The organism is Flavobacterium sp. 103 (assembly GCF_003096795.1).
Classification (GTDB): domain Bacteria; phylum Bacteroidota; class Bacteroidia; order Flavobacteriales; family Flavobacteriaceae; genus Flavobacterium.
Map to the genome: position 1 here is coordinate 1,954,058 of NZ_QENX01000001.1, position 14,683 is coordinate 1,968,740.

Here is a 14,683-nt window from a genome sequence, read left to right on the forward strand (position 1 = left end):
TAGAAATTACGCATAAATCTAAAAGGCATTTGTGCTTTTAACAGCTTGATCTAATCACAATACAAGTTGTGTGAGGGATAGAAACTAGCTACCGTAGTAGCGTGTATAGCCCGACAGCATAAAGAAAAGGAGGCGAATTACCACAATGATGAGTAAGCCTCCTTTTCTTTATGGTGGCACACCCAAATGATAAAAATGTGCTTATTTATTAAAAAAAACAACTTTTGCTACTTCGAAAAAAAGAAGTATTTTTACGAAAATTATATAAAAACGATCCCTTATTTTGAAGAAAATAAAGGAAAACTGAATAAACAAAAGAAATAGAGATGAAAGAAAAAAGCAGTTCAGAGAAAGAAGCTAAGTTGAAAGCGTTACAGCTTACACTTGACAAATTAGACAAAACCTACGGAAAAGGAACTGTAATGAAAATGGGGGACAAAGCCATTGAGGAAGTGGAAACGATTTCATCTGGGTCTTTGGGAATCGATTTGGCTTTGGGAGTTGGCGGTTATCCAAAAGGAAGAATTATAGAAATATACGGGCCGGAATCGTCTGGTAAAACGACTTTGACACTTCATGCAATTGCAGAAGCTCAAAAAGCGGGAGGAATTGCTGCTTTTATTGATGCTGAGCATGCTTTTGATAGAAATTATGCTGAGAAATTAGGAGTTGATATCGAAAACCTAATCATTTCGCAACCGGATAACGGGGAGCAAGCACTTGAAATTGCCGAAAACCTGATTCGTTCTGGAGCGATTGACATTGTGGTAATTGACTCGGTTGCTGCATTGACGCCTAAAAGTGAAATTGAAGGTGAAATGGGAGATTCCAAAATGGGTCTTCACGCTCGTTTGATGTCTCAAGCATTGAGAAAATTAACCGGAACAATCAGTAAAACGAATTGTACAGTGTTTTTCATCAACCAGTTAAGAGAGAAAATTGGTGTAATGTTTGGAAACCCAGAAACAACTACCGGTGGTAACGCCTTGAAGTTTTACGCTTCGGTACGTTTGGATATTCGTCGTTCTACACAAATTAAAGACGGTGAAAACGTTTTGGGTAACAGAACTAAAGTAAAAGTCGTTAAAAACAAAGTGGCACCACCATTTAAAACAGCCGAATTTGACATTATGTACGGTGAGGGAATCTCTAAAACAGGGGAAATACTTGACCTTGCTGTAGAGTTTGAAATTATAAAAAAAGCGGGTTCTTGGTTCAGTTATGGTGATACCAAACTAGGACAAGGTCGCGATGCAGTTAAAACATTGATTAAAGACAATCCGGAATTGGCCGATGAACTAGAAGTGAAAATTAAAAGTCACATCAAGGAATTAGCCGAAGCATAAAAACAAAAAAGACCGCAAATTGCGGTCTTTTTTATTTACTTATTTTTTGACTCATCCAGCTTTTTGAAGGCCAATAATTCATTGTAAATTAAGTTTCGAACATGTTCACGAACTTCCTTTCTGTCCAATGGTTCTCCATTATCTGAAACCGTTTCAACTAAAGGTAAAATCTTAACGCGCATTAGACCTGGACTACCGCTATAGAACGTGTACGACAATCTCTTCTTATTGTCCGGGAAAACGAGAGGAACAATAGGCAAATGGTGCTCTACCGCCAAACGGAAAGCACCATCTTTGAAATTATCCAAAAAGATAGTCTCATCATGTGGTACACCACCTTCTGGAAAAATGCAGATACTTAATCCTCTATCAATTCTTTTTTGAGCTTCATTAAACACTTCCATTCTGCTTTTGGAACAGCTTCTATCAACTAGTATACTAGTTCTTTTATAGAAAAAACCGAACAGTGGAATTTTGGCCAGCGACATTTTCCCAACAAAAACAAAAGGATTGTCCACTGAAGCAAGCATTAACATAATGTCCGACATGGAAGTATGGTTGGCCACAAACATATAACTTTTCTTGCGATCTAATTTTTGGACTTTCTCTATTTTATAGTAGAAACCCATACCAAAAAGTACACATTTGGCCCAAATACGGGACATTTTAAAGAAATAAGGATAACCTCTTTCAGTCAATATGGAAGCCACCAAAAAAGGAAGCATAATCAGGATGGGTATGAGCATAACCACATAAAACCATACCCGCCAAATGGCCCAAAATATCTTTTTTACACTTTTCATAAAGTCAAAAGTAAGGAAACTTGCGGAAAATTTAGCAAAAGAATTAACTTTGCGGTCAAATATTACATCAGCATACAATCATACGAGATTTAAATAAATAAAAATGGCAAAAATACTTACAGGTGTTCAAAGCACAGGAACTCCACATTTAGGAAACCTATTGGGCGCGATTATACCCGCAATCGAACTGTCAAATAAACCGGAAAACGAATCATTCCTTTTTATAGCCGATTTGCATTCAATTACACAAATAAAAGATGGCGACACATTAAGAGCCAACACTTATAGTACCGCAGCCGCATGGTTGGCTTGTGGTTTGAATATTGAAAAAGTGATTTTTTACCGCCAGTCGGATGTCGCACAAACAGCGGAATTATCTTGGTATTTGAGCTGCTTTTTCCCTTTTCAGCGTTTGACATTGGCGCACTCTTTCAAAGACAAATCCGATCGATTGGACGATGTTAATGCCGGTTTGTTTTCGTATCCAATGCTTATGGCTGCCGATATTTTATTATACGATGCTCAATTTGTTCCCGTTGGAAAAGACCAATTGCAACACTTGGAAATTACCCGTGACGTAGCATCTCGTTTCAACCACCAAATGGGAGAAACGTTTGTGATTCCAGAAGCCAAGATCCAAGAAGACAGTATGCTGATTCCTGGAACAAACGGTGGAAAAATGAGTAAATCAGCTAATAACTTTATCAATATTTTCTTAGATGACAAAGCCTTGCGCAAACAAATCATGAGTATTGAAACCGATAGTACCCCACTTGAAGCTCCAAAAAATCCTGATACCTGCAACTGTTTTACTTTGTATAAATTATTGGCAGACGAAAGTCAAATCGAAGCGATGAGAGCCAATTATTTAGGAGGTAATTACGGATACGGCCATGCCAAACAAGCTTTGTTTGAATTGATCGTTGAAAAATTCAAAACCGAAAGAGAAAAATACAACTACTACATCAACAATCTTCCTGAAGTGGATGCTTTATTGAAAAAAGGAGCCGCAAAAGCCAGTATTGTTGCCAATGGTGTTTTGGCAAGAGTAAGAGAGAAATTAGGGTTTGAGGTTTAAAAAGACTTGAATTCAAATAACAACCAAACTATTAACTACCAAAACTTAAAGTCAAAAAATGGAGTCAGAAAGAATTAAGAGTATAACCATAAATATCAGCTTACTATTGTTCTTTATTTCATTAACTCAAAATGCAGTAAAAATATATTACCATGGAGAATCTCATGATTCATCATCCATAAGTTACTTACTAACAGGAAGCATCGCTTTTTTTGGTGGCGGATTATTGGAGGAGATTATTTGGCTTGCAAATCCTTTATGCTTATGTGCAATAATTATGTTGCAAAGAAATGATCGAAAAGCAATTGTTTTAAGTTGTATAGCTTTACTATTGGCAATTAGTTTTTCATTTTGGACAGAAATACTTGGATCTGAAAGTGGTTCACTAGCAAAAATTTTATCATTAGAATTGGGTTATTTTCTATGGGTTGTGAGTATTTTTATATTGACGATAGGTACTTTTTTCTTTTTTATAATTGAAAAAAGAGAACTTAATGAAGAAGAAAATAGGATTCTTTAGCATCAAAAGATTAAGGGAAACTCGAACTTCACTAATTTACACGAACAGATTCGTGCTAATTAGTGAAATTCGTGTTTATAAACTTTACTGTATCGGCAAGTTTTTCTCGAAAGCAGAACCAAAAGAAATAAAGGAATCCGTTCCTCCCACTCCTTCTATAATGTGAATTTGTTCGTAGATGATTTTACGCAACTCTTCGTTATTGGCCGCAACAATCTTGATAAACAAAGCATATTTGCCCGAAACCCAATGGCATTCCACAATCTCGGGAATCAGTTTTAATTGTTCAGCTATTGAATAAGCAAAACGAGCTTCTTTGGTCGCAATTCCGGTATAGGTAATCGTTTCAAAACCATTGGCTTTCGCATTCAATTTTACTGAAAAACCGGCTATTACACCCGATTCCTGCAATTTCTTTACACGTAAATGCACCAAAGAATTCGATACTTTTAATTCTTTGGCTAATTCAGAATATGGAATTCTCCCGTTCTCACTCAGTTTTCTGATGATTTCTTGGTCTAAATAATCAGTATTTTCGTTGTTTTTGGAGTTTGACATCACTTAACTATTTGGTTAAAAACTATAACATTGACAATTCTAAAGCAAAAACAATGCTTACAACTGTCAAAATTACACAATTATTATACAAATATGTCTATTTATAAATAATCGAATCTACATTATGTTAGTTCAACAGATTTCTATCTAGTTTTGTGTCATTCTTACAATTTAAAAACACAGACAGAAATGGACAAAAATCAACTGCTTTCGAAACTATGGGAACAATATGCTGAAATAACCCCATCTGCAAAAAAAATACACGCTTTATTAGAAGAGAAAGGTGAAACCATTCTAAATGATCACATTGCGATTAGAACATTTAATGACAAAAGAGTCAACATCTCTGTTTTAGAAAAAATTTTCGTAAACGTTGGGTATGAAGCCCGTGGAGAGTATGTTTTTGAATCTAAAAAGTTATTCGCCAAACATTACGAACATACTACAGACAAAGATGCCCCGAGAATTTTTATCTCCGAATTAGAGTTAGAAAAATGTTCCGAATCTTTACAAAACACAATTAAAAAATTATTGGACGATTGCGATCCAAATGAGTTCAATCACCCGCAATTGGCTTTGAACAGTACTTTTTGGAAATCAGATTCACAAGCGATATACAAATCACTCTTGGAAGAATCAGAATACGCTGCTTGGATGTATATCTACGGTTTTAGAGCCAATCATTTTACGATTAGTGTAAATGCGCTTAAGCATTTTAAAAAACTAGAAGAATTAAACGATTTCTTGGAGGAAAACGGTTGGAAATTAAATGCTTCTGGAGGAAAAATAAAAGGAACTCCTGAGCAATTTTTAGAGCAATCTAGTACATTGGCAGATTTGTACACCATAACCTTTGAAGAAGGTTCGATCGAAATTCCATCTTGCTACTATGAATTTGCCTTGCGATACGCTATGCCTGATGGAAACTTATACCAAGGATTTGTGGCTTCATCAGCCGATAAAATTTTTGAAAGCACAGATGTGAAATTGCAAAATTAGAAGCTAAAAACAATTCAATAACTTGTCAAATTCACCGTTTTTTGGATTGGATTACGACAAGTTATTGTCTTTTTTAAGAAATATCACTCTCTTATTGCGAAAACCCTTGATGAAAAACACTTTTCAAAATAAATAAAATAAAATTTAAAATTGATTTTCTAGGTTTAAATGCAACAAAACACAATCAAAAAGACTATTTATAACAATAACCTCAATTATCGTTAAACGGGCTAGTATTATACCAATATATTTTCAGAATAACAATCGAGGGTTTATCTTTGTGCAAAAAATTTACAAATAATTTGTATTTGTGACAAACACAAAAAAGATGACAGAAAATCAGGAAACATTTATATTCGATTTTGACAGTACTTTTATTAAAGTCGAAGCACTAGATGTGTTATGTGAAGTAATTTACCAAGATAGTGCAGCTGGTGAGCAAATATTAAGCGAAATTCAACGATTAACCGACCTAGGAATGGAAGGTAAGTTGTCACTAAAAGAATCTTTGACCAAAAGAATCCAATTATTACAGGCCAATAGAGATCATATTGGAGTTGTAATTGAGGAATTGAAAAAGAAAGTGACTGCGTCTGTGATAAGGAATAGAACTTTTTTTAAACAACATTCCGAAAACATTTATATTATTTCAAACGGTTTTAAGGAAATCATTATCCCAATTGTTCAGGAATACGGTATCAAGCCAGAGCATGTTTTGGCCAATACATTCAAATTTGACCATGACGGTAAAATAATTGGTTTTGACGAAAAAGACGAATTGTGTGAAAACCAAGGAAAAGTAAAAAAAATCAAATCATTAAACCTTAAAGGAGAAGCGATAATGATTGGTGATGGTTATACCGATTATGAAACTCTTGAAGGTGGAGCAGTATCTAAATTTTTTGCTTTTACAGAAAACGTAAGTCGTAAAATTGTGGTAGAAAAAGCCAGCCAAATAGCACCATCATTGGACGAAATTCTTTATGAACTGTCTTATAAAGCTTCGGTTTCTTATCCAAAAAACAGAATTAACGTTTTGTTATTGGAAAATGTTCACCAAGATGCGGTTAAAATCTTTGAACACGAAGGCTATAATGTAGAAACTATCAAAGGTTCTTTGTCTGAAGACGAATTGATCGAAAAAATAAAAGGAGTTTCAATTCTTGGAATCCGTTCAAAAACCCACGTTACGGCTAAGGTTTTGGAACATGCCAATAAACTTCACGCCGTTGGAACATTTTGTATTGGAACCAATCAAGTCGATTTGAACGCTTGTAGCATGAAAGGGATTTCGGTTTTCAACGCGCCATACAGCAACACCAGATCTGTTGTGGAATTGGCTCTGGGACAAATCATAATGTTGGTTCGTAACACTTTCGAAAAAAGCAAATTGATGCACGCAGGTGTTTGGGACAAATCGGCCACCAACAGTGTTGAAATTCGTGGTAAAAAATTAGGTTTGGTTGGATACGGAAGTATTGGATCACAACTTTCTATCGTAGCCGAAGCATTGGGTATGAAAGTATATTTCTATGATGCTGTAGATAGATTGGCCCTTGGAAACGCAAAAAAATGTTCTTCTTTGAAAGAATTATTGGCTCTATCGGATGTTGTTTCTTTACACGTTGACGGACGTGCAAGCAATAAAAATTTAATCGATGCCGATGCTTTTGATTACATGAAACCTGGTGTTATCTTTTTGAATCTTTCAAGAGGCCACGTAGTTGATATTGAAGCATTGGTAGCCAACTTAAAAAGCGGTAAAATTCACGGAGCTGCTGTCGATGTTTTCCCATACGAACCAAAAAACAATGACGAACCATTTGTGTCCGAATTGCAAGGATTACCAAATGTGATATTGACTCCGCATATTGGAGGAAGTACCGAAGAAGCGCAAGAAGACATCGGACATTATGTTGCCAACAAAATAATCAATTACATCAATACAGGTACGACTTACGGAAGCGTTAACCTTCCTGAAATTCAGCTTCCTGAACTTCAAAGTGCCCACAGAATCATGCATATCCATGAAAATGTGAAAGGTATTTTGGCACAAATCAATAATATTCTTTTGGAGTATGATAACAATATTTTGGGTCAATACTTGAAAACCAATGAAACTTTGGGATATGTAATTACTGATATTGATAATTTCCACAATAAAGATTTGGAGAAAAAACTGAAAAAGATTCCAAATACCATTCGATATAGAATTCTATATTAAGATTTTAGATTACTGATTAACGTTTTATTCGTAACTGTTAATTCTACAAATAGTGGCATTTTTATCAAATAAATTATTAACCATATAAGTCATATAAGTTTTTATTTAAAACAGAATTAAGAAAAATCAAAGTTCATTTAAGAAAAAATGTTGAAAACCATTTTTAAATTATATGAACTTTTTTAACTACTAATTTAACTAGATATCAAAAAGCTTATATGACTTATATGGTAAAAAATAAATGCTGTTTTTTTTAGAATTTAGTGATTCGTCTCAACAAAATCAAAAACCGTTAATCAAAAATCGTTAATCCTCAATCATAAATAAAATGAACCTTGAAAGTCTTGAAAAGCAATTAGATGGAAAATTATTGTACGACCACACCATGCGTACACTTTATGCCACTGATGCAAGTGCTTACAAAGAAATGCCATTGGCAGTGGCCATTCCAAAAACTAAAGAAGATATTCAAAAAATCATTGCTTTTGCCAGAGAAAACAAAAGCAGCGTAATTCCTCGTGCCGCTGGAACTTCTCTTGCTGGACAGGTTGTCGGGAATGGTATTGTGGTTGATATTTCACAAGAATTTACCAAAATACTTTCGGTCGATCCAGTTGAAAAATCGGCTTGGGTAGAACCTGGAGTGATTCGTGACGAACTGAATTTACATTTAAAATCCTATAAATTATTCTTTGGCCCGGAAACCTCGACCAGTAACCGTTGTATGATTGGCGGAATGGTGGGTAACAATGCCTGTGGCGCAAGATCTGTGATTTATGGTTCAACGCGTGAGCATTTACTTGAAATTAAAGGATTTTTGGCTGATGGAAATGAAGTTACTTTTGGTGCTTTGACCAATGCCGAGTTTGAAGACAAATGCAACGGAGTAAATGTCGTTAGCCCATTGGAACAAGCTATTTATGTTCAAACCAAAGAATTATTGTCATCTCCGGCTAACAGAGCTTTATTTGACGAAAATTATCCAAAAAAATCAATTCCTAGAAGAAACACGGGATATGCCTTGGATTTATTGGCCGATAGCCAGCCTTTTGGCGATCCTACCGAAAAATTTAATTTTTGCAAATTAATCGCAGGATCAGAAGGGACTTTGTTCTTTTCAACTGCAATTAAATTGAATTTGGTTGATGCACTAAAACCTTTTGCTGGTTTGGTCTGCGTACACCACAATAGCATCAACGAATCGTTGAAAGCCAACTTGGAAGCCTTGAAATTCAAGCCGGACAGTGTTGAGTTAATCGACCATTATATCCTTGAATGTACCAAAGAAAATATCGAGCAAAGCAAAAATAGATTCTTTGTGGAAGGCGATCCACAGGCAATTTTGGTCGTTGAATTTTTAAGGGACTCGAAAGAAGAAATTATTCAAATCGCCCAAGAAATGGAAGAGGTGATGCGTTCCAAAAACCTTGGTTACCACTTCCCAATTGTTTGGGGCGAAGACACCAATAAGGTTTGGAATTTGAGAAAAGCCGGATTGGGATTATTGTCTAATATTCCTGGCGATGCCAAAGCGGTTGCCGTTATTGAAGATACAGCCGTTGACGTAAATGATTTACCTGATTTTATCGAAGATTTTAATGCTATTTTAAAAGAGCGAAATCTAAGTTGTGTGCATTATGCCCACGCAGCGACAGGTGAATTGCACCTTCGCCCTATCATTGACCTAAAAACCAAAGAAGGAGCGGCACTTTTCAGAACTATCGCTACCGATATTGCCCATTTGGTTAAAAAATACAAAGGTTCCTTAAGCGGAGAACACGGCGACGGAAGACTTCGCGGAGAATTTATTCCGCTGATGCTGGGAGAAGAAATCTACCAAATGTTTATCCAAGTAAAAAACACTTGGGATCCTTGGGGAATTTTCAATCCTGGAAAAGTGGTAAATACGCCACCGATGGACACGAGTTTGAGATATACTCCGGGTCAGGACACTCCAATGCCGGAAACCTATTTTGATTTCTCCGAGCACAACGGTATCGTGCGTGCAGCCGAAATGTGCAACGGATCAGGAGATTGTAGAAAAACGGAAAAAAGCGGCGGTACAATGTGCCCAAGTTATATGGCAACGCGCGATGAAAAACACACGACTCGCGCCAGAGCCAACATATTGAGAGAAACCATTAACAACTCTAGTAAAGAAAATAGATTTGACGATGAAGGTTTACTCGAAGTAATGGATTTGTGCTTGAGCTGTAAGGGATGTAAATCCGAATGTCCTTCGAATGTGGATATGGCTAAATTGAAAGCGGAAACTTTACAACAATACCATGATAAAAACGGAGTAAAATTCCGTTCGAAATTAATTGGTAACACACCAAAAATCAATCAATTGTTTGCTTCATTGCCATGGTTGTATAATTTTGGTTCCAAAGGAATCATAGGAAATCTTATGAAACGTTCAACCGGTTTTGCAACCGAAAGATCGTTGCCATTAATGCACAAAATCACCTTTGCCAAGTGGATTAAAAGCTACAGACAAACAGGGAATTTCATTCAGGGAAAAGTCTATTTGTATAATGATGAATTCCTGAATTTCTATGATGTCGAAATCGGTCAAACAGCCGTGAAGCTTTTCAATCGTTTGGGCTATGAAGTAGTAGTTCCTGAAATCGGTATCAGCGGAAGAACCTATCTTTCGAAAGGAATGCTGAAAGAAGCCCGAGAATTAGCAGAAAAAAACACTCAGGCATTCGCCAAAGAAATGCCTGAAAACGCCATTTTGATTGGAATTGAGCCTTCGGCTATATTGTCATTCCGTGATGAATATCCGGATTTGTGCCGTGGCGATTTGAAACAAAAAGCAAAAGCATTCTCGAGCAGAGCGATGCTTATCGAAGAATTTTTGGCCAAAGAATTAGACGAAGGACGCATCACATCAGATTCTTTCACGGAAAACACCGAAAGAGTTCGTATGCACGGTCACTGTTTCCAAAAAGCCTTGTCTTCATTGGTACCTCTAAAGAAAATCTTGATGCTACCAAAAAACTATACGGTACTCAATATCCCAAGCGGATGTTGCGGTATGGCGGGATCTTTTGGATATGAAAAAGAACATTATGACATTTCGATGAAAATAGGAGAATTGGTTTTATTCCCAACGATCCGTTCAGAAGAACAGGCCACGTTGATTTCTGCCTCGGGAACGAGCTGCAGACACCAAATAAGCGATGGAACAAGCCGAAAAGCATTTCATCCTGTTGAGATACTTTTTAAGGCTTTAAAATAAAGATTTTAGATTTATTATTAACGAATTAAGATTGCAGATGTTTTTGGACATCTGCTTTTTTTTGGCTTCCGATTAAACCTAATTATCTTTTTAAAATCATATTAAATATATTTTGATACTATCAAAACATGCAATCACAAACAACTTTTTATTAGGTTTCTTTCAAAATAAATTTTATCTATAAATCGTTTATATTTACCAAACAACTAAAGTCCTGTGAGAACAAAGTATATAATACCATTTTACTATAATCAGATAAAAAAACTACATCATGAAGATCCTTCTTTTCACCTTCTTTTTACTGATTAGCATTACATCATCTGCGCAGTTAACATTTGACCAAAGAATACTTGATTGTGAAAATAAATGGGTTGCATTTCCAGAGGAATATGGTGGATTATATAAATATGGTTTCATTTTCGTGGATTCACGAGCAGGTCTTACATTTGAGTATAGAGGTAATTTAAAAATTGATCCTACAGGAAAGATTAAAGCATATCCAAATGAGGAGAACTCTTCGATAAAAGTCCCTTTATATCCAAGTAAAACCCTTATTGCTATAATACCTGAAGCAAATTTCGAGCAATTAAAAATAAGTAAAGATCCTGATTCGCAAAGCTTAAATAAATTTAAAGAAGGCTCAATTGAACAATTGTACAGCTGGGGTTCTATCTATAATGCTTGGGGAGAATATCAAAAAGCAATGGAGTTATTAGAAAAAGCATCTAAAATCAATAGCGAATATGAAGGATTGTCTGTCCAATTAGCCTACTCTTATAATCGCTTGCAACAATATAAAAAAGCTATTGAAGTACTAAAAAAAGCGCTAGTTGTAAATCCTACAGATGCCTTCATTAATAAAGAATATATTTATGCATTGGTAAATACTCATCAGTTAGATGCAGCTATCGATCGCTACAGAAATTCGTTGGAAGTTTGCCCCGATAAAACATATGTTGCTGAAAATGCCTTTTATATTTTACAAGGCTATTTTTATAAAATTGATAAAAAGAACTTTGATAAGTGGTTAGCCCAAACAGAAAATGTGATGTCTTCCAATGAACAAATAAAAAAAATAGTAGAAGAAATGAAAACTGGAATGAAAAACGAAATGTAAAAAAACAAATAGCAACAAAATTATAAATACGTAATAGCGTTAGATCGCCTCAAACATCTTCCCAGGCAAAGGCCGTATCACACCCTTCAATTCCATATTGAGCAGTAAACCCGAAATACGGTAAATGGGAAAATCACAATTCAAGGCGATGATGTCCATCAATTCTTTACCAGTTTTCAAAAGATAATCGTGCACTTTTTGCTCGTCATCATCAAGCGTGACAAACAATTGCTTTTGAACGGCTTTGGTTTTTTCCTGGATATCCCAATTTAGATTATAAATCAAATCGGCTGCACTGGTTAATACATTGGCCTTTTGGGTTTTGATCAGATTATTGCATCCCTGACTGAATTTATCGGTAATGCGACCCGGAACGGCAAAAACATCGCGGTTGTAATCGTTGGCCATATTCGCAGTAATAAGTGAACCGCCTCTATCTGCAGATTCGATGACGATTGTGGCTTCGGTCATTCCGGCAACAATACGATTTCTACGTACAAAATTCTCCTTATCAGGATTGGAGGTACTCCAGAATTCGGTCATAAAACCGCCGTTCTGTTCCATTTTGGCAACATATTTTTTATGTGGTTTGGGATAAATTTGGTTTAGGCCATGGGCAACAACCCCAATCGTCTGCAAATTATGCTCCATCGCCAGTTGGTGCGCCACGATATCCACACCATAAGCAAAGCCGCTGACAATTATCGGATCCAAGGGTGCCAAATCTTCTATCAGTTTTCTGCAAAATTCAGTTCCATAAGACGTTATTTGGCGCGTACCGACAATGCTGATGATTTTTCGGTTTTTCAAATCAATATTCCCGGAGGAAAAAAGTAAGACAGGGCCATCAATACAGTGTTTTAAACGTTCTGGATATTTTTCATCTTGAAAAAAAAGTACTTCAATATTATTCTTTTGAATGAAATCCAACTCTTGTTTGGCTTTTTCAAAAACAGTCTTGTCCTTAAAATTTTTCAATAAAACACTTCCTACCCCATCAATAGCGGCAAGCTGTGAGACTTTGGCATTCAAAACATTTTCGGCAGTCCCAAAATGGGTGAGCAGCTTTTTGGCCATAATATCCCCAACTCCTTCTACCCGCAATAAAGCCAATTCGTAAAATCTATTTTCTTCTGACATATCTTACAATTATAAGACAATTTTTTGAAAATCAAAAAGGTTAAAAATTAAAATTCGACACTTTTTTTGAAAAATAGGGACATAATAAATTTTCAACGAACAAAAACATAAACATAAAACACTGATAACCTTACACATGCAAATTGTTAATAAAAATTGTGAATAAAATTTTGATAACTATTCCCGTTGTATAACTTTGCTACTATGAAAATAGAACTTTATATCGCGCAACTTTTATACCGTTATCAATGTGTAACTGTTCCTGGTTTTGGAGCGTTCTTGACCGAAATTCAATCGGCTCAACTGCTTGACAATTCCCATTCTTTTTTCCCTCCAAAAAAGGTGATTTCCTTTAATACGCACATCAAAAACAATGATGGGTTATTGGCCAATCATATCGCACAAGCGGAAAAAACTTCATACGATTATGCCGTAAGCGCTATAGAATATGAGGTTTTGAACTGGAAAAAAACACTACAGGAGAATCGTAGTTTTTCGATAAAAAATATCGGTGTTCTGACTTTGACTGCCGAGAACAATATTCTTTTCACACCCAACGAACAGACCAATTATTTGGCTCAATCTTTCGGATTGACTTCTTTTGTTTCGCCTGCGGTGAAAAGAGAAGCAGCTCTTCCTAAACCGGAATTAACATTTGAAAAATCAACATTTGTATCTGCAGCCGCATCAGTGGTAATCGAGGAAGAAAAACCTGTTTTCAATTTCATACCAGAAACCAGAGAAAGAAGCCCTTACCTAAAATATGCCGCTGTTTTCGTTATCGGATTGGCAATTGCTGGATCTATCGGTTATCCGATGTATCAAAATCAAATAGCTTCTGAAACTGTTTTGGTGGAAACAGCCGTTCAAAAACAAGTGCAACATAAAATTCAGGAAGCAACTTTCTTCATACAAACGCCAATTCCTGCCGTTACACTTTCTTTGAAATCCGAGAAAGAAGTAGAAACAAAAATGCCTTATCACATTATGGCCGGCGCTTTTAGAAGCGAAGCCAATGCACAAAAAAGATACAACCAATTAATTGCTAAAGGTTTTAAAGCAAGAGTTTTGGGAATTAACAAAAACGGGCTATACCCAGTTTTATACGGAAGCTACGCTACTTTTGCGGAAGCGGAAAAAGAAAAAGACTCCATAACAGAAACAGATAATCCTGAAGCTTGGATTTTGATTCAATCTTTGTAGAAAAATCTAAATTCTAATACTCAAAATCACGAACAAACCCGAATCAAAACGGTATTGTTCGTGATTTTTTATTTTCTGTCGATATTACTTTTCGATTTAACGGAAAAACTAAAATTAGCGCTTATCCGTTAGTTTTTACCATAAACAAGCAAAGAAGCTGTCTGTGGTTTAAAATTGCCTTAAATCAAACAAAAGCAGTCTTAAAACTTAAACTGAACTCAACTTAATACCGTTCGCTGTCACTTCCAACAGTTCAAAACGCTTTTGCTTTCAAAAAAAACTGGCGTAAATTATTGGTTTCTTCTATTAGCTGCGTTTTAAATAAATCGTCCAATTGAAAAAACAGAATATAAACTATTGTAATTAAAATAGTTATAAAGTTTTTATTAAATTTGATAAGTAAAAACCATCGTTTTTTGTTTCCCCTCTCATTTGACGTTTTTTACAA

11 protein-coding genes are annotated in these 14,683 nt (G+C 35.6%); 8 read left to right on the forward strand and 3 right to left on the reverse strand.

Annotated elements, in window-relative coordinates:
• The first annotated feature begins 326 nt into the window (after positions 1 to 326).
• On the forward strand, positions 327 to 1,346 hold the full coding sequence (recA, locus tag C8C85_RS07850; protein WP_116796576.1) for a recombinase RecA: 1,020 nt from the start codon (positions 327 to 329) through the stop codon (positions 1,344 to 1,346).
• Between the two features lie 35 nt (positions 1,347 to 1,381).
• Here recA and C8C85_RS07855 read toward each other — a convergent pair whose 3' ends face one another.
• Positions 1,382 to 2,149: a lysophospholipid acyltransferase family protein gene (locus C8C85_RS07855; RefSeq protein WP_116798431.1), complete on the reverse strand. Its 768-nt coding sequence runs from the start codon at positions 2,147 to 2,149 to the stop codon at positions 1,382 to 1,384.
• Positions 2,150 to 2,252: 103 nt separating this feature from the next.
• Between C8C85_RS07855 and trpS the strand changes: the two genes are divergently transcribed.
• Together trpS and C8C85_RS07865 are read left to right on the forward strand one after the other, a co-directional pair.
• Complete coding sequence (gene trpS, locus C8C85_RS07860; RefSeq protein ID WP_116796577.1) at positions 2,253 to 3,227, forward strand: tryptophan--tRNA ligase; 975 nt, start codon at positions 2,253 to 2,255, stop codon at positions 3,225 to 3,227.
• 58 nt (positions 3,228 to 3,285) lie between these two features.
• Entirely contained in the window at positions 3,286 to 3,747 is a 462-nt protein-coding gene (locus C8C85_RS07865) for a hypothetical protein (protein WP_116796578.1), read from the forward strand.
• Between the two features lie 84 nt (positions 3,748 to 3,831).
• Here C8C85_RS07865 and C8C85_RS07870 read toward each other — a convergent pair whose 3' ends face one another.
• Positions 3,832 to 4,305: an Lrp/AsnC family transcriptional regulator gene (locus C8C85_RS07870; RefSeq protein ID WP_116796579.1), complete on the reverse strand. Its 474-nt coding sequence runs from the start codon at positions 4,303 to 4,305 to the stop codon at positions 3,832 to 3,834.
• Positions 4,306 to 4,494: 189 nt separating this feature from the next.
• Here C8C85_RS07870 and C8C85_RS07875 point away from each other — a divergent pair, with 189 nt between their 5' ends.
• The 4 genes from C8C85_RS07875 to C8C85_RS07890 all read left to right on the forward strand — a co-directional run bounded on the left by C8C85_RS07875 (position 4,495) and on the right by C8C85_RS07890 (position 11,892).
• Positions 4,495 to 5,304: a DUF1338 domain-containing protein gene (locus C8C85_RS07875; RefSeq protein ID WP_116796580.1), complete on the forward strand. Its 810-nt coding sequence runs from the start codon at positions 4,495 to 4,497 to the stop codon at positions 5,302 to 5,304.
• Positions 5,305 to 5,632: 328 nt separating this feature from the next.
• Positions 5,633 to 7,528 (forward strand): phosphoglycerate dehydrogenase, encoded by a 1,896-nt coding sequence (gene serA / locus C8C85_RS07880; RefSeq protein ID WP_116796581.1) that lies wholly within the window; start codon positions 5,633 to 5,635, stop codon positions 7,526 to 7,528.
• A gap of 328 nt (positions 7,529 to 7,856) precedes the next feature.
• Positions 7,857 to 10,775, forward strand: a complete 2,919-nt coding sequence (locus tag C8C85_RS07885) for an FAD-binding and (Fe-S)-binding domain-containing protein (RefSeq protein ID WP_116796582.1) — start codon at positions 7,857 to 7,859, stop codon at positions 10,773 to 10,775.
• 271 nt (positions 10,776 to 11,046) lie between these two features.
• Positions 11,047 to 11,892, forward strand: a complete 846-nt coding sequence (locus C8C85_RS07890; protein WP_116796583.1) for a tetratricopeptide repeat protein — start codon at positions 11,047 to 11,049, stop codon at positions 11,890 to 11,892.
• Between the two features lie 39 nt (positions 11,893 to 11,931).
• On the opposite strand, the gene dprA is transcribed toward C8C85_RS07890, so the two are convergent.
• Entirely contained in the window at positions 11,932 to 13,032 is a 1,101-nt protein-coding gene (gene dprA / locus C8C85_RS07895; RefSeq protein WP_116796584.1) for a DNA-processing protein DprA, read from the reverse strand.
• A 204-nt stretch (positions 13,033 to 13,236) separates the two neighbouring features.
• Here dprA and C8C85_RS07900 point away from each other — a divergent pair, with 204 nt between their 5' ends.
• Complete coding sequence (locus C8C85_RS07900; protein WP_116796585.1) at positions 13,237 to 14,235, forward strand: SPOR domain-containing protein; 999 nt, start codon at positions 13,237 to 13,239, stop codon at positions 14,233 to 14,235.
• Positions 14,236 to 14,683 lie beyond the last annotated feature (448 nt).